We start from the raw sequence: 21,538 nt of genomic DNA, 5'->3' as shown, positions 1-21,538 counted from the left end.
AGCGTGCAAAGCTACTCTGGAGTTATGACAGCCGCAAGTGGCATATCGATGGCCAGATCAATGGAAGATCGGCAACCAACGCTTCCACTCTGAGCGGCTTGGAAGAAGTCGACAGCTGCCCGCGTCGCAGCTGTGTTTGCAGACGTGCTCAAGCGCGCTGACCAACGAGCGAACTGGCTGCAATTGCTGACCATGCCCGAGCCAGGGGATTGACTTGCGAGCAAGCCTACGACTCGCATCACTGATGCCGATGACCCTGGATGATCCATTCAGGAATAACCCGGAATCGAGCACCTCTCTGCTGGCTTTCGATCTGGATGGCGAAGTCCTGCTTGTCGACGATGGTCCAAGTGTCGGTTCGATCGAAGGGGCTGTTGCTGGCGCAAGCCGGGCTAGCAGCTGCACCTTGCACTAACTGGTTCAACGCAGCCTTCATGCTTGCCGGGTCAGACATGGATATGCGGAAGGCAGAAGTAGTGCAGATGCGCCTTCAGAGCGTCATACGAAGTCGGGGCCCGCTTTAGCAGTTAGGGTAATGATCAATAGCAATACCAAATAGATCGCGACCTGATTCAGCGTGACCTGGCGATTCGGTAGCTCATGTCTTGTTTTGATGATTAAAACTCCTTGTTCTCATGCCGTGTTTTCGCTAAAAACGAAGTACTTACATGTGAAGAATCCAAAAAACGCAACCGCTATTATCGCAAGAATCTGAATGATCTGATGGGGGTAATGCAGAGTGTCGACAAGGATGTACAGGAGCATAAAATTAATCAGGTACCCGGTTATATGCATCTGTACATAACGGATTAGTGCTCCTCGATTTTTTTTCTGAGAAAATGTCCATTTGTAGTTGGCGATATAGCCAATGGCGACGCCTGTTAAATACATTAGCGTCATCGACAGTTTTTCACCTCTCCCGGAATACACAATCAACAGATACCCGAGGTAAAGCAAAGAGTTATTAACTATGCCGACGATGCCGTAGCGAATTAATTGGCCAAAAGAAGGAGAGGTGAAAAAGCTCATTCAGTCAACTACCTTCTATCTTCTTCGATGGGGGAAGCTGACGGTGAGCTACGTGCAGTTATGTCTTGTGTCTCTCGTCGCGATTCGTAGGTTTTCTGGCCTATGATGTACAAGGGGCGCCGCTTGGTTTGGTCAAATGTCTTTCCGACATATATTCCAACGATGCCTTGTATTGATATCACAATGCCGCCAATGAAGAATATCGAGACCATGAGACTGGTCCAGCCTTGCACTACTGCACCATGGAGCATGGTGGTGAATATGAGGTAGGCCCCGTAAATAAATGACAGTAAGGCCATGGAGAAACCAAGCTTTACCGCAAGTCGAAGTGGCTTGTCTGAGTATGCGATAATTGTTTCCATAGCCAAATTCCAAAGCTTTGAAAACGTATAAGTGCTTTTCCCATCCAGGCGTTCCGCGTGCTCAATCTCAATTCCTGTACTGGCAAAGCCTGTCCAGTGAACCAGTGCACCAAAAAAGCGGAGTTGCTCTCGCATTTGACAGACATTATCTACAACTTTTCGAGCGATGATACGGAAGTTTCCGCTGTCGCCATTATATTCAAAGTCTGCCAAGTAGCTGAACGTCTTGTAGAACAGCCAGGAAGTTGCTCGCTTAAGCGGGGGGTCGCTTCGTTTTCCCCGCAAAGCTAGAACAATGTCGTAACCTTCTTGGGCTTTGGCATAGAGGCGTGGAATTTCTTCAGGGCGATCTTGAAGATCGCAGTCCATTACGACAGCCCATTGCCCTCGGCAAGCGTCCAAGCCGGCGGTTATTCCATAGTGTTGGCCGAAGTTTCGACTTAACTGAATGCCGCGAACCCGGGGGTCGGCCTCAGCGAGGCGCTCTATAATCTGCCAGGAGCGATCGCCCCCGCAGTCTTCGATCAACAAAATTTCAAAGTCGATCGAAATCCTTTCAAGGGATTTTCTTAATCTGGAGTAAAGCTCGTCAAGTGTGTTCTCGGCCTTGTAAACCGGAACAATGACTGAAATATGTGGCCCGACCGCTTTTGGTGTCATAGTATTTTATGTCTTATTTAGTTGTGGGCTCGACAGGTTTTTACCAAAATTTCGCATTAAAAAGGAACTCCTGCCTGTAAAAAAACAGCCCGAAAGCTGCGTGCAAAAAGAATAATGCTAGACACAGAGTGTATTTTATTTTATCGGTTTTCTTCTTGGTAAGGTTTTTTGTGTTTTTAAACAAGAAGGCGACAGAAAACAGGAACACCAGGTACAGCCCCATTTGCCCGCTCCACCAGAAATTTCCGTCATACATTCTGTATCCGCTTTCCGCGAAGAAATACGTAAGAACCAAGCCCATGAAAAGGCAGCAGGAAGAAAAAATTATAGCTTTGTCTTGTATAAATTTTCTTGGGTAACACAGAAAAACCAGCAGTGGAAACGCTATCGATAGAATGAGTTTCGGAAGCAGAAAGTTGGAGTAGTGAGCCATTGTCTCAAAAGGCATAACCACGATATGGCTTTCCGTGTTACCGGTGGCTTGTGAGAGGTCCTGGAAGAAAAATGTTTGGAAAAATTGCAGGCCAAGCACTGTGAAGATCGGGAGAAAAAATGAGAAGTATATGTATTTGCTCGTCAGTGCTGGCTTCAGTCTGTGGGTCATCAAGAGAAATAGCACGAAGGCAGGCAGCACAATCATTAAGAAATTCGGCTTTGAAATTCCGCAGAAAAACAAAGATAGAGCGAGTGCGATGCCACTGGGCAAGTCGTTGTTCGATGTGCTGTTTGCTGATTTGAGCGCATAGCAGAAAGCAAGGAGGGAGAGAGGCTTTAGAAGCAGCATGGTAGGGCTGTGATAAATGCTGATTCCGATGTAGCCGAAATAGAGGTGCTGGTCTATAGGGAAGAGTAGTTGCAATGGAGTAACAAGGAGGAGACAGACTGAGAACAGTATGGCGATGATTGTAGGCGCATTCTCTGTCAGTATTTTATAGTTTAAGGCTGAAAGAAAAAATATCGACAGCACTATTACGATAGTTGACGACTGTGCGTAGCTGATAAAAAATATGTTCTTTGCGAGAATAGTCAAGAGGTGGTAGAGCGGGTGCGGCAGTATCAGCTTTTGGCCTTCTTCCATTTCGCTTGCCCACTTCAAGTGAGCAACGTAGTCATATGCGTTTGCTGATAGCGTGCTTATCAATGGTTCGAATATAGCTATGCAAATTGCCAGCAGTGTGACATAGGCAATTAAGTTGGTCAGATGTTTCGATTTTGTATTAGAGATGGTGTCGAATTTGTTTGTGACGTGCTCCCCTCTATTATTGCTGATTGGTTCAGCCGGTTTAAGTGATGTCATTCTTGTTCTTCCCTCTATGTGTTTTGTTCTTGCACGAATTGTGAGGCGGAAAATAAATGGAAGCAGCGAGTATACCCGCTGGACGTTGACGCTGCTCCTTTCGGTGGCGCCACACGCCATGAGCTTCCGATTCGATGGTGAGAATTTCGGTCGGGCTCACAGCCCACCGCTGCTGGATGCTCGTCTGTCAGGAGGAGAGGCCAATGCTTCCACGCAGGCCGGTCTATGGGATGTCGACGGCTACCTGTGTGCACGGTCTTGGTGGTGCCAGGCTATATAAAGGAGGGGGTTGTGTTGGGTTGGCAGAACGCCGTGGAGGGGAATGTCACGCTCAAATAAAGCTGTCATTGCATAGCCAAACTGAACCATACGAACCCCAAAGGGGGCTTTTTGAGGGCCTGAAAACCGCAGCCTGCGCGGCCCTCAGGGCTACCCTTCACGATGATGAATCTGGATCGCTTCGATCTGACGTAGTCAAAAGCCTGAATTTGCCGCGACCCGAGTGGGATCGGGTCGCGGTCACTTTATCTTCGGCATTGACCACGATGCCAGTGGTCATTTGGCGTGCCCACAGCTGCGGGTTTGTATCCGTAGGTATCCGCAACGCCCGCCGTTACCAGGGCATACAAAACCGCCGTTTCCCGACACCCGGGCGATACACGGCGGCCTTCAAATGGAACCACCGGCACCGCGCCACTTTCGGCGCGGTCTGGCGTGGTTCAATTGGAGGAAAGACAATGTTGCGTATCCACACCCGTCACACCCTCGGCAAGCTTGGTCTGGCTCTGGCCGCCGCAGGACTCGCAACTGTAGCGAGTCTCTCTCAAGCTCAGGAAATACAGCCGGCCCCGGCGATGAAAAGCTGGCAGCAGGGCCTGCATCGCACCGACCTGGTACGCGAAGACCTGGGCGCCGCCGATCGCGAAGTCCTTCAGGTGCTCGTGGACTTCGATCCGGGCGTGACTTCGCCCAAACATGCTCACCCGGGCGTAGAGGTGGCGCACGTGATCAGCGGTACCTTCGAGTATCAACTGGAAGGTCGGGCACCGGTGACGCTCAAGGCCGGTGATTCGTTGTACATCCCTGACGGCGTCGCCCATGTGGCGAAGAACGTGGGTGGAGGCAAGGCCTCGGAACTGGCGACCTACATCGTGAAGAAAGGCGAACCGCTGCTGATCCTGAAGGAGTAGGCGAGCGCCGCCGGGTCATTGCGCACTGCAAACCTCCCACACGCACCCGCGTAGCCAGCGATGGGCCGGGTCGGCGTCCATGCGCGGGTGCCACAGCATCGAAACCGTGATCGCCGGCGTGGGGAACGGCAGGACAAAGCAATGCATTCCCTGGCACAGGTTGCCGACGTGCCGCTGCGGTACGCTGGCGACCAGGTCCGAAGCCCGCGCCAAAGCAATCGCCGAAGAGAAGCCAGCGACAATGGTGGCGATGTCGCGCGTCAGTCCCAGCTCATTCAAGGCATCGTCCATGACGCCTTTTTCGTGGACCCGACGCGAGACCAGGATGTGCCGGGCGGCGGCATAACGAACCGCTGTCATCTCGCCTCGAGCCAGTGGATGACCCTTGCGCACCACGCCAATGAACCGGTCGCGAAACAGCATCCGGGTCCGCACTTCCGGGCTGGTCGATTCGCCGATCACACCGGTTTCCAGGTCCACCGAGCCGTCGCGCAGCAACGTGCTGTCCTTGTTCAGCTTCTGCACGAAATTCAGGCGGACACCGGGTGCTTCCTGGTGGAGGCGGGCGATCAGTGGTGGTCCGAAATTTTCCACGAAGCCATCGCTGGTGCGCAGGGTGAAGGTGCGCGCCAGTTGATTGAGGTCCAGTGCCTCGGCGGGGCGCAGGACGGCTTCGGCTTCCTGTACGAGCGCGCCGACGCGCTCACGCAGCTCCAGCGCCCGGGGCGTGGGAACCAGTCCGCGACCGGCCCGCACCAGCAGCGGATCACCCGTAGTTTCGCGCAACCGCGCCAGCGCCCGGCTCATGGCTGAGGGGCTCAGGCGCAAACGCTGCGCAGCGCGGGCCACGCTGCCTTCTTCGAGCAACACGTTCAGGGTGATCAGCAGATTCAGGTCGGGCATGGAGTGAATCCTTGTGGGAGCGAGCTTGCTCGCGATTGCAGAGTTTCAGTCGACATCAATGGTGGCTGGCGGGGCCCCATCGCGAGCAAGCTCGCTCCCACATTTTCGAATGTGGCGTTGTATGCACGTATAAAGTGCAAATGCTGCGTCTTCCGCCATGTTAGGTGCGGGCTTAGGCTCGAGACAACCTATTTGCGGAGTCGCGAGAAAATGAAGTCCATATCGATTCGGGGCGCATTGGCCAGCCTGTCGTTATCCATGTTGCTGTCGTCCCTGGGCACCAGCATTGCCAACGTTGGTTTACCGACACTGGCCGCAGCGTTCTCGGCCTCCTTCCAGCAAGTGCAATGGGTGGTGCTCGCTTACCTGCTGGCGATCACGGCGCTGATCGTCAGTGTCGGGCGGCTCGGCGACATCATTGGCCGTCGGCGATTGCTGCTGATCGGCATTGCGGTGTTCGCCGTCGCCTCGTTCCTGTGCGCCCTGGCGTCCAGTCTGTGGTTGCTGATTGCCGCAAGGGCCTTACAGGGCATCGGCGCGGCCATCATGATGGCGTTGACCATGGCGCTGGTGAGCGAGGCGGTGCCCAAGGCAAAAATGGGCAGTGCGATGGGCCTGCTCGGCACCATGTCGGCTATCGGCACGTCGCTCGGCCCGACCCTCGGCGGTTTTTTGATTGCCAATCTGGGGTGGCAGGCGATTTTTCTGGTCAATGTGCCGTTGAGTGTTTTGGCGATTGGGCTCGCGCATCGTTTTTTACCGAAAGATTGCCGTGAGAGGAGGGCGGATCGAGCGGGTTTCGATGTCCTCGGCACCCTGGTACTGGTCTTGACACTGCTGGCCTATGCGCTGGCGATGACCCTCGGGCGTGGCAGTTTTGGTCCGCTGAACACGGCACTGTTGCTGGTGACGATGGTCGGGGCGGGCGTGTTTGTGTTCGTCGAGCGCACAGCCGAGTCACCGCTGGTTCGACTGACGATGTTCCGCAATCCTCAGTTGAGCGCAGGTTTCGTCATGAGCATGCTGGTGACGACCGTGGTCATGGCCACCCTGGTGGTGGGGCCGTTTTATCTCACCGACGCACTGGCGTTGAATGCAGCGAGCGTTGGCCTGGTGATGTCGACGGGGCCGCTGGTCGCTGCACTGGCCGGGGTTCCGGCGGGTCGATGGGTCGACGGATTGGGCGCACATCGATCCAGCATGCTCGGATTGATTGCCATGTTGACCGGCGCTTGCATCCTGCCCGCCGTGCCGACGGGCTTTGGTGCGCTCGGCTACATCGTGCCACTGGCGGTCATTACCGCCGGTTACGCGCTGTTCCAGGCGGCCAACAATACCGCCGTCATGTCGAATATTGCGACGCCGCAGCGTGGCGTGGTGTCCGGTTTGCTCGGGTTGTCGCGCAATCTTGGCTTGATCACCGGCGCTAGCGTGATGGGCGCAGTGTTCGCCTTCGGTTCGGCCAGCAACGATGTTTTGCAAGCGCAACCCGAAGCCATCGCACAGGGAATGCGGCTGACGTTCGTGGTCGCCGCCGGGCTGATCCTCGTCGCCCTGGCGATTGGCGCAGTCAGCAAAATCGTTTCACGTCGCCTGATCGCGCCGTGCTGAAAAACGGCGCGACTGTCGTGAAAACGACCTGTTTGCGCTGAACGCGAAGCCTCGCGAGTTTTCTGTTGAACGAGTGTTCAGTCTGGACTATGTTGAGGGCCACCTTCCCCCGGCTGGTTGCGGGCTTGCGTTTCTTCAATTCGAACGAGGCACTGGCATGCGGTTTTCACCCTTTGTTGAACGGATCAGTGGCCAAGGCGTTGCCGCCTGGGATATCCACTACGCGGCCAGCGCTGCGCAGCGCAATGGCGAGGACGTGATCATCCTCAGCGTCGGCGACCCGGATTTCCCCACTCCCGATTTCATTACCGATGCCGCCATCCACGCCCTGCGCGAAGGGGATACCCACTACACCGAAATCGCCGGTCGCCAGGCCCTGCGCGAGGCCATTGCCGGCCGCTACAGCCAATTGATCGACCGCGAACTGCAGGCGACCAACGTCATTCTCACGGCAGGTGCGCAGAACGCCTTGTTCGCCACCTCGATGTGCCTGCTCGGTGCCGGCGACGAAGTGATTGCCTTCGATCCGATGTACGTCACCTACGAAGCGACCCTCAAGGCGTCCGGCGCCACGCTGGTGCGGGTGCCTTGTGCGGCGGACTCGGGTTTCCGCCTCGATGCCGCCGTGTTGGCCAAGGCCATTACCCCGCGCACCCGGGCGATTTTCTTCTCCAACCCGAACAACCCCACCGGCGTGGTGCTGGGTCGTGAAGAGCTGCAAGCCATCGCCGACCTCGCCATTGCCCATGACCTGTGGGTGGTGGTGGACGAGGTCTACGAGAGCCTCGCCTATGAGCGTGAACACCAAAGCCTGGCGGCGCTGCCGGGCATGGCCGAGCGCTGCGTGGTGATCGGCAGCCTGTCCAAATCCCATGCCATGACCGGTTGGCGCATCGGCTGGGTCGTGGCCAATCAAGCCCTGGTCAACCATGTCGAAACCCTGGTGTTGAGCATGCTGTACGGCTTGCCCGGTTTTGTCATGGAAGCGGCGCTCAAGGCCGTGCAGTCCCATGACGAAGTCACCCACGGCATGCGCGAGATCTATCGTCGGCGTCGCGATCTGGTGGTGTCCGGCCTGGCCGATTGCCCGGGCATCAGCGTGCTCAATCCCGATGCCGGCATGTTCGTGCTGGTGGACGTGCGCGGCACCGGCCTGACCTCGCTGGAGTTCGCCTGGCGCCTGCTGCGCGAAGCCGGTGTCTCGGTGCTCGATGCCGCGGCATTCGGTGAGCCGGCCCAAGGGTTTGTACGGCTGTCGTTCACCCTGAGTGATGAGCGACTGGCCCAGGCCTGCCAGCGCATTCGCGGCTTTGTCCAGGTACTCAATGGTGAAGCGCCCAGGCCGGTGATCGGCACGGTGACCAGCACCGCGACCGTCGAACCGGCCGCGGCCAGGACCATGATCGAAGTCGATGGCCTGCACAAACGCTTCGGCAATATCGAAGTGCTCAAGGGTGTTTCCCTGACCGCCCGCGAGGGCGAAGTGATCTCCCTGATCGGTGCCAGCGGCTCGGGAAAGAGTACCTTGCTGCGCTGCATCAACATGCTCGAAGTGCCGGACCAGGGACGCATCCTGGTCGATGGCGAAAGCATTCACCTTAACCAGAATCGTCCCGGCGCACCGCTGGTGTCGGACGCCAAACAGCTTGTGCGCATCCGTTCCAGCCTGGGCATGGTGTTCCAGAACTTCAACCTCTGGCCCCATCGCACGGTGCTGGAAAACCTCATCGAAGCGCCGACCCAGGTCCTGCGTGAAAGCCGTGCGGAGGCCACTGAACGGGCCGAAGCCCTGCTCGAACGCGTCGGGCTGGCGGCCAAGCGCAACGAGTACCCGGCGTTTCTCTCCGGGGGACAGCAACAACGGGTGGCCATCGCCCGGGCCCTGGCCATGCGGCCCAAGGTCATGCTGTTCGATGAACCCACCTCGGCACTCGACCCGGAACTGGTCGGGGAAGTGCTGCGGGTGATCCGCTCCCTCGCCGAAGAAGGCCGGACCATGATCCTGGTGACTCATGAAATGGCTTTCGCACGCGATGTCTCTTCCAAAGTCGCCTTTTTGCACCAAGGGCTGATCGAGGAAACCGGTTCGCCGGACGAAGTGTTCGTACACCCACGCAGCGAGCGTTGCCGACAATTCGTCAACGCTCATCAGACTCGCTAACTCATCATAAAAAGACGGGAAAACAACATGGGAAATCGACGTTTTGCAAACTGGTTGACCGGTGCGGCCTGCGTATTGCTGGCCGGCATGAGCGCGGCCCAAGCACAACCGATCAGGTTCGCAGTGGCAGCCGAACCCTATCCGCCATACACCGAAAAACAGGCCAATGGTGAGTGGAAGGGCTTTGAAGTCGACCTGATCCACAAACTGTGCAGCGAAATGAAAGCCGATTGCGAGATCAAGGAAGTGGCGTGGGACGGCATCATTCCGTCGTTGCTGGCGAAGAAGATCGACGTGATCTTTTCCTCGATGTCGGTGACCGAAGAACGCGAGAAACAGATCGCCTTCAGCAAGGCCTACTACGATTCGGCGATTGCCGTCGTCGGTCCGAAAGAGGCATCGGTGAAGAAGTACCCGGATGACCTCAAGGGCAAGATCATCGGCGTGCAGAACTCGACCGTGAGCGCCAGCTACCTGAAGACCTACTACGAAAAAATCGCCGACGTTAAGTACTACGACACCCAGGACTCGGCCAACGCCGACCTGATTGCCGGACGCATCGACCTGATGATGGCCGACGGCACCGCCATGGCCGCATTCATCAAGACCCCGGATGCCAAGGACCTGGCCTATCTCGGCACCGTGCCTTATGACCCGATCTTCGGCAAAGGCGTGGGTGCCGGCCTGCGCAAGGACGACACCGAACTCAAGGCCAAACTGGACAAGGCCATCCAGGAGCTGCTGGCGAGCAAGGACTACGACGACCTCTCCCAAAGCTACTTCGGCACCAGCGTGAAGCCTGCGTTCTGACCTGAAAATAGAACCTGTGGGTAACACAAATTCCCTGTGGGAGCGGGCTTGCTCGCGAAAGCGGTATGACATTCAGCAATGATGTCGACTGACACACCGCCTTCGCGAGCAAGCCCGCTCCCACATGGGTTAAGTGGCGCTATCGAGGTCACTGACTGGAGAACGAAATGCCGGCAATGTTCGATCTGATCAATTTCACTGAGCAGGGATGGGGCAGTGCGCTGTTGAAGGGGCTCTGGATGACCCTGCAGATTTCCGCCGGGGCCTTTGTCCTCGGGCTGGCTATCGGACTGGTGGTGGCGTGTCTCAAGCTCGGTGCGCCGAAGCCGATTGCAGCGCTGATGCGCGGCTACACCACGTTGTTCCGGGCGGTTCCGGAATTGCTGCTGATTCTGCTGCTGTACTACGTCGGCTCCATGCTCCTCAATTCGCTGATGACCCGGCTCGGCTACGGCGTGGTCAATGTCAGCGGCCCGCTGGCGGCCATCGTGGTGCTGGGGCTGGTGCAGGGCGCCTACGCCTCGGAGATTTTCCGCGCGGCGATCCAGGCGATTCCCTTCGGCCAGATCGAAGCGGCCAAGGCGTTCGGCCTCAACGGTTTTGGGCTGTTTCGCCGGGTTACGCTGCCGATCATGGCGCCGTATGCGATGGCCGGGATGGCCAACCTGTGGATCAACCTGATCAAGGACAGTGCGCTGATCAGCGTGGTCGGCACCAACGAGTTGCTGTACACCGCCAAGCAAGGCGCGGGGTCGACGCGCCACTATCTGTTGTTCTACCTCACGGCTGCCGCGTTGTATTACGCGGTGACGCTGGCGTCGAACTATCTGTCGGGTCGGCTTGAGCGACGTATTCGTCGCTGGATGCCTTTGGCTGAGTGAATGAAATGATTCCAGCGTGGATAGTTGAATACGCGGCACTGTTGGGCCGGGGGCTGCAAACCACCCTCGTCATTCTGTTGGTATCGAGTGTGTTCGGTTACCTGCTGGCGGTGCTGGTGGCGCTGGCACGGATTTCGAAAAACAAGGTGATCGCCAAGGTCAGCCTGTTCTACACCAGCGTGACGCGCGGCACGCCGTTGCTGATCCAGATCTACATCTACTACTACGGGCTGGGCAGCCTGTTTGCCCAGTTCCCGCTGATTCGTGGCAGCTTTCTCTGGCCGTACCTGCGTGATGGCTACTGGTACATCGTGTTCGCCCTGGTGGTGTCGATGGGGGCCTATGTCGGCGAAGTGATTCGCGGTGGCCTGCTGGCGGTGCCCAAGGGTGAGATGGAAGCCGCGTCGGCCTTTGGCATGACGGCGCGCCAATCGTTGTTGCGAGTGCGCTTGCCCCGAGCCCTGCGCCTGCTGTTGCCGACCCTGGCCGGGGAAACCGTGATGCTGCTCAAGTCCACGGCACTGGCCTCGACCATCGCCGTGATTGACCTGCTCGGCGCCGCCAACGTGGTCCGCGCGCAGACCCTGCAGGTGTACGAACCCTTGTTGCTGGTGGCCGCCGTCTACGTCTGCCTGACGTTCCTGATCGAAGCGCTGTTTGCCTTTGCCGAACGGCGCGGGACGCCCGTGCGCAGGTCAGCCTGATGAGTTCGCCAATGGTTGACCGCTCGCTGCAGGGCATTGGCCTGTGCACCCTGGGCTACGCGTTCCTGGCCCTGCAGGACGCGGTCATCAAATGGCTGGTGGCCGATTATTCGGTGGTGACCATCCTGTTCTGGCGCAGCCTGGTGGTGGTCGCCGCGGTGTTGCTGGCGGGGCGCCTGCGCCTGATCCAGCGGGCCTGGCGTTCACCGAGCCGGCGCTTGCTGGTGGTGCGTGGTTTGCTGTCGATCGTCGCCTGGGTGCTGTACTACACGGCGGCCAGGGACCTGACCCTGGCCGAGATGACCACCCTGTATTTTTCCGCGCCGATCATGGTCACGGTGCTGGCGGCGGTGATCCTCAAGGAGCGCGCCAGCGGTTGGCAGTGGTTCAGCCTGATCATCGGTTTTGTCGGGGTGGTCATTGCCTGTCGCCCCGACAACATGACCGATCCGTTGCCGATCGTCCTGACCCTGTTGGCGGCGATGTGCTGGGCGTTTACCTATATCCAGCTGCGCCAGGTGGATGAGCAGACCTCAGTGCTGGAGCAGATGCTGATCACCAACGTGGTGTTCGTGATTTGCATGGCGGTTGCCCTGCCGTGGACCCACACGCCATCACCGACGCCCGCCTGGCTGGGCATGCTCGGCGCCGGCCTGGTGGGTGGCATCGGTCAGTTCCTGTTGTTCGCCAGTTTCCGCCGCGCCACCGCGACCCTGCTCGCGCCGTTCGAATACACCGGGCTGATCTGGGCGTTTGCGCTGTCGAGCCTGGTCTGGGGCACGCTGATGGACATGTCGCTGATGATCGGCGCCGGGCTGATCGCCGTCAGTGGCACCCTGGCGATGATCTTCGGCCGGCATGCTTCACAGGATGTCGTCGGTGCTGAATGCTCCGTGACGCAGCCCCTTTATCCAGCAACGGCAGATGTGGAGTCCGTTGGCGGCGCTGAAGGTCTCGGGGTTCAGGCACCACTCGAGCCAGAGCCCGTCGAGCATCGCCGATAAGCCGATGGCGGCCAGGCGCGTGTCGTGAATCACGAAGCCTTCGCTGGCGGCCAGCCCGTCGAGCAACTGGCGGATCAGGTCGAGGTAGGCGCGGTAACTTTTTTCGTGGGACTGGCTGACGTGTTCGGAGTGACGGATCAGGCTCCAGAACACCACCCACACGCCGAGCAGTTTCGGGTCCATGACCCTGGGCGAGAACGAGCCTTCCAGGAAGGCATCGATCTTTTGCGCGGGTGTCTGGGCCTGCTCGATTTCCTGGAGCAGGGCGGTGGTCAGTTCGTTCGCGAGCCGCTGATAGGTGTCGGCGATCAGTGCCTCGATGCTGCCGAAATGGTGGTTGAGCAACCCCACGGACACGCCGGCTTCGGTGGCAATGCGCCGTACGGAAATCCCGGCGTGACCGTCGCGGCCCAGGCAACGCAGAGTGGCGGCCACCAGCATTTCGCGACGGTCATCGGGTTCGGCGCGGCGGTTTTTCGGGGCATCGGTTGTCACAGGGTTGTCCTTGGGTGAGGTACCACGATTCCGAGCTTAGTTGAACGTCTGTTCAATCACCAGCTACAGCAGCGATACCACGTTTTTCAGCATTCATGACGGGAGGGAAGCCAATGCCGCAGGATATTTCGTTCAGTGTTCGCAACAACAATGGCGATGCCGTGCGGGTCGGTGCCTGGCGTTATGCAGGCGACGACAGCGGGCCAAACGTGCACCTGCAAGCCGGCGTACACGCCGATGAAATCGCCGGGATGCTGGTCCTGCACTTGCTGATGCAACGACTGCACACCGCCGAAGCCCAGGGCCGGCTCAAAGGCAACATCACCGTGGTGCCACAGGCCAATCCGCTGGGCATCGGGCAGTTTCGCCAGGGGCGGATCCTTGGTCGTTATCACGACGCCACTGGGCATAACTTCAATCGCTCGTTCGACCAGTCGGCGGCCATGGCGCGACCTTCGACCTGCGTTCAGCAATGGCAAAAGAAACTGGTGCAACTGGCCGTCCCGGCCGATGTGATGCTTGACCTGCACACCGACGACGAGGCGCTACCGTACCTGTACGTGCACCGCAGTTTCTGGCCCCGTGGCCGCGAACTGGCGGCGGCGATGAAGATGGACGTGGCGATCATCTGGGATGACGGCGGCGATGGCTCCTTCGAGGAAACCATCATTGCCCCGTGGATACGCGACGGAGTCACAGCGGGGCGCATGGCTGCGACCCTGGAGCTGCGCGGGCAGGGCGATGTCAGCGACCGTTTTGCCGAACAGGATGCCACAGGACTGTACAACTGGCTGTGCGGTTGCGGTGTCATCGATGAGTCAGTGGCGCCTGCAGAATGGCCCGTCGAAGCCGTGGAAATGGGCCACATGGAAACCATCCTCGCCCCGCAACCCGGCGTGCTGATCTTCGAAAAAGAGCTGGGGGATTTCGTCGAAGAAGGCCAGCGCTTTGCACGGATTCTCGGGCGTCCGGGCGATCCGTCTTCCGAAGTGGTGTTGCACGCCGAACAAGCGGGGCGCCTGGTGACGCGCTATCGCGACCGACTTATCTCGCAGGGTATGGGCGTGGCGAAATTCACCGGCAGCCGGGTGTCGCGTAACTGGAGTGGCGGGTTGCTGGACCCGAACTAAGCCTCACCCTCGCCACAGGTTCAGTGTAAGCCTCAGCCAACATCGGCCCGGCTCAGTTGTCAGGGAATGCTGAGGGTAATCAGGTAGCTCCCCGAGCGGACAGGGGAGCCTGCATCATCCACCAACGCATACTGCTGATCGAAATAGCGACCTTCCCGACCACTGTCAGCGAGCAGTTTGACCTTGACGCTGGATTGACCGACAGCGCTCACACTGGCGGTTGGCGCGATGCTGTTTGCCTCAATCCCCATCGCGGGACTCTGGGCCGGGCATTGATAAAGTCCGAATGTGCCGTGCGTACCCACGCGTGACTGACAGCCCGGCTCCACAATGCTGCCTTGAAACCTGATGGTGCCCGGCGCCGCCAGGCACGCACCACTGAGTGCGAACAAAAGACTCAATCCCGCTGCTATACGTTTGCCGTTCATGCTTAACGCTCCTTGAGTTGTAAGGTCTAGGTCGTCAATGAACTCTAGAAGCTTGAGGCTTTTGTTGTATCGCCGTGTATCAGGGCGCCACATCTTCGTACAGCCATACAAAACCAGCGCTTTACGGATACAGCCGGGATACACCACCGGGGCCAAATAGACCTGCCAAAGCGAGAGGCACAACGCAGCTCGCAACCAGGTTTATCAACCCTTGTGGCACGACCAATAGTGGTCCAGCCGCGCAAATGATCCGGAGTATCAACATGTCTCGTATCCAGTCGAACAAAACCCGTATTGGCCTGCTCGCTGTTGCACTGGTCGGCGGTATCAACTTCGCTTCCACTGCGTTTTCCGCTGAAGCCTTGCCTCAGGGCTATCAATTGGCCTCTGCGGAAAAGACCAGCGAAGGCAAGTGTGGCGAAGGCAAGTGCGGTGCCAGCGAAGCCGGCGCGCAAAAGACCCAGGCCGAGGGCAAGTGCGGTGAAGGCAAGTGCGGCGATGCTTCTTTCGCGCGCACCGACACCGATGATGACGGCCGCGTGTCGCTCAAGGAACTGCTGGCGGTGGCGCCCAAGGGCACTGAGGAATTCAAGGCGATGGACACCAACGGTGATGGTTTCCTGTCCGAAGGTGAGGTGTACAAGTTCCGCACCAACCAGTACATCTCCAATGGCAAGAAAGTACCGACCGAGTTGTTCACCAAGTTGAGCCAGGCTAAAGACTGATCGGCCGCAAACAAAAAACCCTTCCTGTGTTGAATCGCAGGAAGGGTTTTTTTGCGTGGGCAGTACTGTATGGGAGAAGTTTGTGAAAGTTCACTCAAGGAAGACTTATGTGTTTCTCAATATTTCATTACTTCACCGGGCAATGACCGCTTTTCAACCCCTCCTGCCCTGGAACTCTGGAGCTAGCCATGTGGCAGGGTGGAGGGTTGGCGAATGCTACAGGGCTCATCAACACGCGGCTGCATTCGCGATAAACGGTCAGGTCAAAGTGGCGCACTTGCGATCCCTTGGAGTTGTCTAACTAGCCTCAACCCGCTGTAACGCAGTTCACGCTTACCATCTCCATCAACGGAGGGTAGAACCATGGCTACTATCCCTGGCACCCTGGGTGATGACTTTCTGCTCGGCACCGAGGAAGACGACCAAATAACCGGCCTGGCCGGCAACGACAGCGTGTTTGCCCTTGGCGGCAACGACAATGTCGACGGCGGTGACGGCAACGATGACCTCTTCGGCGACCTCGGCAACGACACACTTCTCGGAGGCAACGACAACGACACTCTCGACGGCGGATCAGGCGCCGATATCCTCACCGGCGGTGCCGGCATCGACAGCTACTTCTGGACCGTGGAAACCGGTAACGAGTCCAGCTCCCTGAGCCAGGACCGCGTCACCGACTTCGAAGGTGCAGGTCAGGTCGGCGGCGACATCCTGCGGCTCTCCAGCTTCCCCAACCGCCTGGTCTTCCAGGGCGTCCGCAACGACGTACCCACGGTGGGAACCAGTCTCGGTTTCGGCAATAACGGCTTCACCGAAGTCTTCTTCGCCCTCGGTGCCGCCAGCACCCTGCTGTTCGCCGACTCCAACGACAACGGCATCTTCGACGCCACTGACTTCGCTGTGCAGCTGGACGGCATCCACAACCTGACCCGGAGCGACTTCGGCACCACCGCCTTCGTCCTGCGCGGTACTGAAGGCGGCGACGTGATCAATGGCACCAACGATCCCGACACCATCTTCGGCCTGGGCGGCGGCGATGTGATCAACGGCAATGGCGGCAACGACATCATCAATGGCGGCGACGGTAACGATACCCTGAACGGTGACGCGGGCATCGACCGGATCTCCGGCGGCACCGGAAATGACATTATCAATGGTGGCGCCGACCGCGACCTTCTGACCGGCAATGAGGGCAACGACATCATCAACGGTGGCGCCGGCAACGACACCACCCTGTCCGGCGGCGCAGGCAACGACGTCGTCAATGGCGGCGAAGGCAACGACACCCTCGACGGCGACGACGGCAACGACGTCCTCAATGGCGGCGTGGGCAACGACGACTTCTTCGGCGGCGACGGCAATGACCAGATCTTCGGCGAAGACGGCAACGACGAACTGTTCGCCGGCCCCGGCAACGACATGCTCAATGGCGGCGCCGGCAACGACCTGATCATGGGTGAAGGTGGCCAGGACAGTCTCACCGGTGGCGCCGGCGACGACGAATTCGAGTTCTTCACCGGCTTCAACCCCAGCTCGCCCTTCGCCACCTTCGACACCCTGGTCGACTTCCAGGGCGCAGGCGTAGTGGGCGGCGACACCCTGGAACTCAACAATGAGTTCTTCTTCCGCGGCCAGGTCAATGTCAATCCGCAACTGGGCGCCGTACTGGTGGGCGGTGGCAACGGCGTGACCGACCTGTTCTACAGCCTGCGCCCTGGCAACACCTGGCTGATCGCCGACGAAAACGACGACGGTGTGCTCGACAGCCTCGACTTCACCCTGCGCCTGCAGGGCACGCACAACCTGACGGCGGGCGACTTCGGTCGTAACACGAGCCTCATCACCGCCGGCACCGAGGGGAATGACGTGCTCACCGGCACCGATGGCGACGATCGCATCTTCGGCCTGGGCGGTAATGACCAGATCTTCGGTCTGGAAGGAGCCGACTTCCTCGACGGCGGCAGCGGTGACGACGTCATCGATAGCGGCCTGGGCTTCGACGAGCTGCTCGGCGGTTCCGGCAACGACACCCTGATCGTCCAGGAATTCGCCAATGCCAGTGGCGGCGATGGCGACGACCAGCTGTTCGGGGGCGACGACCCCTTCGGCTTCCAGTCCAACCTCGACGGTGACGCCGGCAACGACACCCTGACCGCGGGCGCCAGCGGCGCCGTCATGGAAGGCGGCGTAGGCGCCGACGTATTGGTGGGCAGCAGCGTCGACGACTTCATGGTCGGTGACGTTTTCTTCGAGCCTAGCCTCGGTGCGGACAAGTTCCAGTTCGGTGCGGTGTGGGGAACGGACACGATCTTCGACTTCGAGGACGGCACTGACCTGATCGACCTGAGCACTAGCGGTTTCACCTTCGCGAGTCTCGATATTGGAGAACAGTTCGGTGAGGCATTCATTACCGTCACTGGCCAGCCGGATGTGGGAAGCATCACCTTGACCGGCGTCCCACAGGCCGCGATCACCGAGGCGGACTTCGCCTTTACCTGAGTGATCGGCGCATGCTCACGCCGGGGGATGGCGTGAGCATGCCGCGTCGCGAAACCAGAAGGGGAAAGGGGACTGATTTATTTTATTACTCCGAATGTCGGGTCGATTTCAGCCGGTCGAGGAAGGCAGAAGTCGGCCAAAAGCAGCCTCTGACCACCGTGGAGAACATACTTTCACCACGGTGGACTTGGCTTCCCTTGGGATCTAACTAAATGTTACTCGTAACTGATAATTCCGAGTTGCTTTGCCATGAACAGTTCGTTCCGTTCAACGATCTCCTCGACCACTTTACCCTCTTTGTTAAACCGGAAGTACGTCAGGGCCGTCCACGTCAAGCTCTTGCCTTCTACGTTAAAGCCGTGCCATGTATTCGAACCGGTTGCACAATGTGTCAACGCGACTACAACAACGTCATCTGTAACAACTTCCTTGCTGAAAGTAGTTTTAATTGTCTTGTATCGCTCGAGAACATTTGCGCTCAAGGCTCGTTTGAAGTTTTCCAAACCACCTATCGGAGCATCGCAGTCCGGTCGATGCACGACCACGTCGACATCGAAATACTCTGAAACTCGCTCAACATCCTTACCATCCACACAATATTTAAAGTAGTTCTTCACCGTGTCTAGATTTTTGACGTTCATGCGACACTTACCTCTCTCACATTGATAACAAGCCATAAATTCAACTGCTTTTATAAAGGCCGCCCCACTCAAAAGGAGCCGTATCCGAGCGACGTTACATCGATACGAACAAGACTTTTTGCACACTTCGAAAGTGTTTAATTGGAGCGACCCCGCGTGTCAGGCACATTCTAGGAGGGGTTATGGTATTCGTAAATCTATAATATATTAGACATGCTATCGGTTGACGGAATACCACATGAGTCTGGAACGGTTGGAAAAATGGGCGACAGTCAGGCATTTCCGCTTGGCAATTGCATTGCTTGAATATGGCAGTGTCTTGCACGCCGCACGCTCGCTGAACCTCTCACAGCCCACGGCGAGCAAGCTATTGCAGGATCTGGAGGAGGCTGTAGGGGCTCAGCTCTACACTCGGAATCGTAGAGGCGTTACGCCTACAGAGCTTGGTCGGGACTTTGTGCAGCGCAGCCGGATGATTCTTGCCCAGCTGGATCATGTATCCCAAGCAATCGACGCTCTTGGAAAGGGGCATGCCGGGCGTGTTGCCATAGGAAGCGTGTTAACAGGGTCAAGTTATCTTGTACCTGCCGCCATCGCGCGACTGTGGGCAAGCCGACCAAGCATCCGCATCAAAATAGTCGATGGTGTAAGCGGCGAACTGATACCGCGGCTCATCTCGGGCGAATTGGACTTTTTGATTGGGAGACTTTCCGATGTCAGCTCAAGTGTCGTTGTCGCTCAGGAGGCGCTTTTTAGCGAAAACGCCATCATCGTTGCGCGCCGTGACCACCCTCTTGCTCAGCAACCAGGGGTTGAACTGGAAGAACTCGCGCGCGAAGCATGGATTCTGCCTCCAATAGAAACTACTTTACGGAAGCAGTTCGATAATATTTTTCATCGAAAGGACATCAATCCACCACATGCAACCATAGAAACAGCATCATTCTTTAATATACTTTGGTTGTTAAAACAGACTGATCTTCTTGGAATATTGCCGCAATCAGTTATTTCTGACCCCGCACACAGTAAGGAGTTGATTCGCCTCCCGGCTTTCGAACCTCTAATTCTGGAGCAGATCGGTGTTTCCCGACTGGCAGACGCTACATTGTCACCTGCCGCTTGCGCTTTATTGGACGCACTAAGAGAGGTTATGCACGCCAGCGCTTGACTCTGTCCCTTAGGGCAACCCGCACCCTGCCTTATCTGTTTCAGGTTCCGCAGTCAGCGGATAAGGCAATCCATGAATACGCTATCGATGGTCACTGGTGCCAATGGGCATCTGGGCAACACCTTGGTCCGGGCGCTGCTCGCCCGAGGGCAACAAGTGCGCGCGGGGGTCCGTGATCCGGACCGAAGCACAGCCCTGAACGGGCTCGACTGCCAGATGGTACGCGCCGAACTGCAAGACCCTGACTCACTGCGCCAGGCCCTGCAAGGGGTGGACGTGCTGTACCAGGTGGCGGCAGTGTTCAAACACTGGGCGAGGAATCCACACGCCGAGATCGTCGACGTCAACGTGCAAAGTACGCGTAATGTACTGCGCGCCGCCGCCGAGGCCGGGGTCCGGCGCGTGGTCTATGTCAGCTCCGTGGCAGCGGTTGGACACAACGGTCAGCGTCTAAATGAAAACAACTGGAACACCGATCGGCAAAACCCGTACTACCTCTCAAAAATCCTCTCTGAACGCGCCGCCTGGGACACTGCTCAGGCCTATGACCTGCCGATGGTTGCAGTGTTGCCCTCGGCAATCATTGGCCCTCATGCCACGCGGCTGACCGACACCATGGGATTTCTTGCGGCCGTGCTGGCGCGCAAACTGGTGCTGGACCCGAACTTTCATTTTAACTTTGTCGATGTGCGCGACGTGGCCGATGGCCTGATCCGCGCTGCTGAAAAAGGCCGCCCCGGCCAGCGCTACATACTGGCCAATCAGCGGGCTTCATCACTGGCTGAGGTAATCGAGGCGCTCAATACGCTTTGCCCCGGCTATCGTCTGCCGCGCCGCGCACCAAAAGCCTTGCTGTTACTGATCGCCTGGCTGCAAGAGCAGCGGGCACGGTACACCGGCCAGCCAGCCGAATTGCTGCTCAGCCAGGTGCGGATGTTTTATGGGGTGCGCCAGGTTTACTGCATCGACAAGGCCATCAATGAGTTGGGCTACCAGCCGCGCTCGCCGCAGAACGCCCTCAAGCAGGCGTTTGCGCACCTATTGGCGCGCTGATACCGGGCGCAGCACCAGGCACTGACGTGGGGGCGAATTTCTGGTTGATCTGTTGTTGCAACTGCGTCAGGTGCTGCTCCCGATTCTGCAAGGCCAGGATCTGCGCTTGCAACTCTAATCGCTTGACCTCAATGCCCTGATTGGCCAGTGCCAGGGGAAACGGTGCCTGATGTTTCTTGGCTGCCAGCAACTCACTCATCTCCCCCAGTTTGAACCCCACCGACTGGGCGCTGCGGATCATCTGCACCAGTGTCAAGTGATGGGCCGTGTACAGTCGATAACTGCCATGGCGCTGTGGGGTCAGCAAGCCCAGTTGCTCATACAAACGAATGGCTTTGGGAGTGCACCCCGACAACTTGGCAAGTTCACCTATGTACATACACCGCCCTCTCTCTCCTCCAGCCCGGCCCGCAGTTTACTGGCTGTGGCCAGATGTTGTCCTGGTACAACCGTAACGATCCGAACCGAAGTGAGAAAATCCCACTTCGCTCAACCATAAAGGAACCCCCGCGCCGCTAGTCGAGACCCTGCTACGCTGAGAGTATCCAAAGGAGGCAGAACGATGCAGTTACATGAAGCCCACGTCGTGAATGAATTGACCAATTACCGCGAGGTGAACATGGCGTTACAGGACGGCTGGAAGCTGTTGGCGGTGATGTCAGCATCGAGTGTGACCGACCCGGCGCGCATCCAGGTGCACTACGTGGTGGGTAAGCCCAAAGACAACGCCGCGCCAAAGTCTGGCGAATTTACCGTCGCATAACATCCACAGTCGTTTTCTGCCGAT

Annotated in this window: 20 protein-coding genes and 1 pseudogene; 13 read left to right on the top strand and 8 right to left on the bottom strand. The window is 58.0% G+C overall.

The features are described from left to right. Window positions 1-633 precede the first annotated feature (633 nt). The 3 genes from KGA98_RS18390 to KGA98_RS18380 are packed head-to-tail and all read right to left on the bottom strand — an operon-like array spanning window position 634 to window position 3,348. Window positions 634-1,029: a GtrA family protein gene (locus KGA98_RS18390; protein ID WP_223503056.1), complete on the bottom strand. Its 396-nt coding sequence runs from the start codon at window positions 1,027-1,029 to the stop codon at window positions 634-636. An 8-nt stretch (window positions 1,030-1,037) separates the two neighbouring features. After that, window positions 1,038-2,051 (bottom strand): glycosyltransferase family 2 protein, encoded by a 1,014-nt coding sequence (locus KGA98_RS18385; RefSeq protein ID WP_223503054.1) that lies wholly within the window; start codon window positions 2,049-2,051, stop codon window positions 1,038-1,040. 40 nt (window positions 2,052-2,091) lie between these two features. Next, window positions 2,092-3,348 carry a hypothetical protein gene (locus tag KGA98_RS18380; protein ID WP_223503052.1) on the bottom strand — a complete coding sequence of 419 codons (1,257 nt, stop codon included), beginning with the start codon at window positions 3,346-3,348 and terminating at the stop codon, window positions 2,092-2,094. Window positions 3,349-4,085: 737 nt separating this feature from the next. Between KGA98_RS18380 and KGA98_RS18375 the strand changes: the two genes are divergently transcribed. After that, window positions 4,086-4,538 carry a cupin domain-containing protein gene (locus KGA98_RS18375; protein ID WP_223503050.1) on the top strand — a complete coding sequence of 151 codons (453 nt, stop codon included), beginning with the start codon at window positions 4,086-4,088 and terminating at the stop codon, window positions 4,536-4,538. Window positions 4,539-4,553: 15 nt separating this feature from the next. On the opposite strand, the gene KGA98_RS18370 is transcribed toward KGA98_RS18375, so the two are convergent. Then, window positions 4,554-5,441, bottom strand: coding sequence for a LysR family transcriptional regulator (locus KGA98_RS18370; protein ID WP_223503048.1), 888 nt, complete (start codon window positions 5,439-5,441; stop codon window positions 4,554-4,556). Between the two features lie 192 nt (window positions 5,442-5,633). Between KGA98_RS18370 and KGA98_RS18365 the strand changes: the two genes are divergently transcribed. The 6 genes from KGA98_RS18365 to KGA98_RS18335 all read left to right on the top strand — a co-directional run bounded on the left by KGA98_RS18365 (window position 5,634) and on the right by KGA98_RS18335 (window position 12,612). Continuing rightward, window positions 5,634-7,052, top strand: coding sequence for an MFS transporter (locus KGA98_RS18365; protein ID WP_411736670.1), 1,419 nt, complete (start codon window positions 5,634-5,636; stop codon window positions 7,050-7,052). 157 nt (window positions 7,053-7,209) lie between these two features. Next, the gene (locus KGA98_RS28550; protein ID WP_317848950.1) at window positions 7,210-9,213 is read left to right on the top strand and encodes an aminotransferase class I/II-fold pyridoxal phosphate-dependent enzyme; all 2,004 of its coding nucleotides are present in this window, start codon (window positions 7,210-7,212) and stop codon (window positions 9,211-9,213) included. Between the two features lie 27 nt (window positions 9,214-9,240). Continuing rightward, entirely contained in the window at window positions 9,241-10,023 is a 783-nt protein-coding gene (locus KGA98_RS18350) for a transporter substrate-binding domain-containing protein (RefSeq protein ID WP_090456270.1), read from the top strand. 167 nt (window positions 10,024-10,190) lie between these two features. Further along, window positions 10,191-10,904 carry an ABC transporter permease gene (locus tag KGA98_RS18345; protein WP_057396652.1) on the top strand — a complete coding sequence of 238 codons (714 nt, stop codon included), beginning with the start codon at window positions 10,191-10,193 and terminating at the stop codon, window positions 10,902-10,904. A gap of 5 nt (window positions 10,905-10,909) precedes the next feature. Then, the gene (locus KGA98_RS18340) at window positions 10,910-11,608 is read left to right on the top strand and encodes an ABC transporter permease subunit (protein ID WP_154908666.1); all 699 of its coding nucleotides are present in this window, start codon (window positions 10,910-10,912) and stop codon (window positions 11,606-11,608) included. Further along, window positions 11,608-12,612, top strand: a complete 1,005-nt coding sequence (locus KGA98_RS18335) for a DMT family transporter (protein ID WP_223503044.1) — start codon at window positions 11,608-11,610, stop codon at window positions 12,610-12,612. The genes KGA98_RS18340 and KGA98_RS18335 overlap by 1 nt, the downstream gene beginning before the upstream one ends. On the opposite strand, the pseudogene KGA98_RS18330 reads toward KGA98_RS18335, so the two are convergent. After that, window positions 12,568-13,053: pseudogene (locus KGA98_RS18330) on the bottom strand (TetR family transcriptional regulator C-terminal domain-containing protein); the annotation flags it as partial. The gene KGA98_RS18335 and the pseudogene KGA98_RS18330 sit on opposite strands and share 45 nt — an antisense overlap. A 167-nt stretch (window positions 13,054-13,220) precedes the next feature. Between KGA98_RS18330 and KGA98_RS18325 the strand changes: the two are divergent. After that, the gene (locus KGA98_RS18325; protein ID WP_223503042.1) at window positions 13,221-14,237 is read left to right on the top strand and encodes a succinylglutamate desuccinylase/aspartoacylase family protein; all 1,017 of its coding nucleotides are present in this window, start codon (window positions 13,221-13,223) and stop codon (window positions 14,235-14,237) included. A 59-nt stretch (window positions 14,238-14,296) separates the two neighbouring features. Here the strand turns inward: KGA98_RS18325 and KGA98_RS18320 are convergent, their stop codons facing one another. Further along, complete coding sequence (locus KGA98_RS18320) at window positions 14,297-14,665, bottom strand: type 1 fimbrial protein (RefSeq protein ID WP_223503041.1); 369 nt, start codon at window positions 14,663-14,665, stop codon at window positions 14,297-14,299. 263 nt (window positions 14,666-14,928) lie between these two features. Here KGA98_RS18320 and KGA98_RS18315 point away from each other — a divergent pair, with 263 nt between their 5' ends. Both KGA98_RS18315 and KGA98_RS18310 read left to right on the top strand, forming a co-directional pair. Next, entirely contained in the window at window positions 14,929-15,390 is a 462-nt protein-coding gene (locus KGA98_RS18315) for a hypothetical protein (protein ID WP_154862025.1), read from the top strand. A gap of 363 nt (window positions 15,391-15,753) precedes the next feature. After that, a complete protein-coding gene (locus KGA98_RS18310) occupies window positions 15,754-17,889 on the top strand; it encodes a calcium-binding protein (protein ID WP_223503039.1) in 2,136 nt (711 codons plus the stop codon). Between the two features lie 215 nt (window positions 17,890-18,104). Here KGA98_RS18310 and KGA98_RS18305 read toward each other — a convergent pair whose 3' ends face one another. Continuing rightward, window positions 18,105-18,530 (bottom strand): ester cyclase, encoded by a 426-nt coding sequence (locus KGA98_RS18305; protein ID WP_223503037.1) that lies wholly within the window; start codon window positions 18,528-18,530, stop codon window positions 18,105-18,107. 238 nt (window positions 18,531-18,768) lie between these two features. On the opposite strand from KGA98_RS18305, the gene KGA98_RS18300 reads away from it, so the two are divergent. Further along, entirely contained in the window at window positions 18,769-19,698 is a 930-nt protein-coding gene (locus KGA98_RS18300) for a LysR family transcriptional regulator (RefSeq protein ID WP_223503035.1), read from the top strand. Window positions 19,699-19,770: 72 nt separating this feature from the next. Beyond that, window positions 19,771-20,751 carry an NAD-dependent epimerase/dehydratase family protein gene (locus KGA98_RS18295; protein ID WP_223503033.1) on the top strand — a complete coding sequence of 327 codons (981 nt, stop codon included), beginning with the start codon at window positions 19,771-19,773 and terminating at the stop codon, window positions 20,749-20,751. Here the strand turns inward: KGA98_RS18295 and KGA98_RS18290 are convergent. Continuing rightward, on the bottom strand, window positions 20,717-21,130 hold the full coding sequence (locus KGA98_RS18290; RefSeq protein ID WP_223503031.1) for a MerR family transcriptional regulator: 414 nt from the start codon (window positions 21,128-21,130) through the stop codon (window positions 20,717-20,719). The genes KGA98_RS18295 and KGA98_RS18290 overlap by 35 nt on opposite strands. A gap of 183 nt (window positions 21,131-21,313) precedes the next feature. Here KGA98_RS18290 and KGA98_RS18285 point away from each other — a divergent pair, with 183 nt between their 5' ends. After that, window positions 21,314-21,514: a hypothetical protein gene (locus tag KGA98_RS18285; protein ID WP_223503028.1), complete on the top strand. Its 201-nt coding sequence runs from the start codon at window positions 21,314-21,316 to the stop codon at window positions 21,512-21,514. Window positions 21,515-21,538 lie beyond the last annotated feature (24 nt).

The organism is Pseudomonas sp. BF-R-24, assembly GCF_019947335.1.
Taxonomy (GTDB): Bacteria; Pseudomonadota; Gammaproteobacteria; order Pseudomonadales; family Pseudomonadaceae; genus Aquipseudomonas; species Aquipseudomonas jessenii.
Note: the sequence above shows the minus strand (reverse complement) of the source record. Positions and strands in the feature narration are given on the sequence as shown.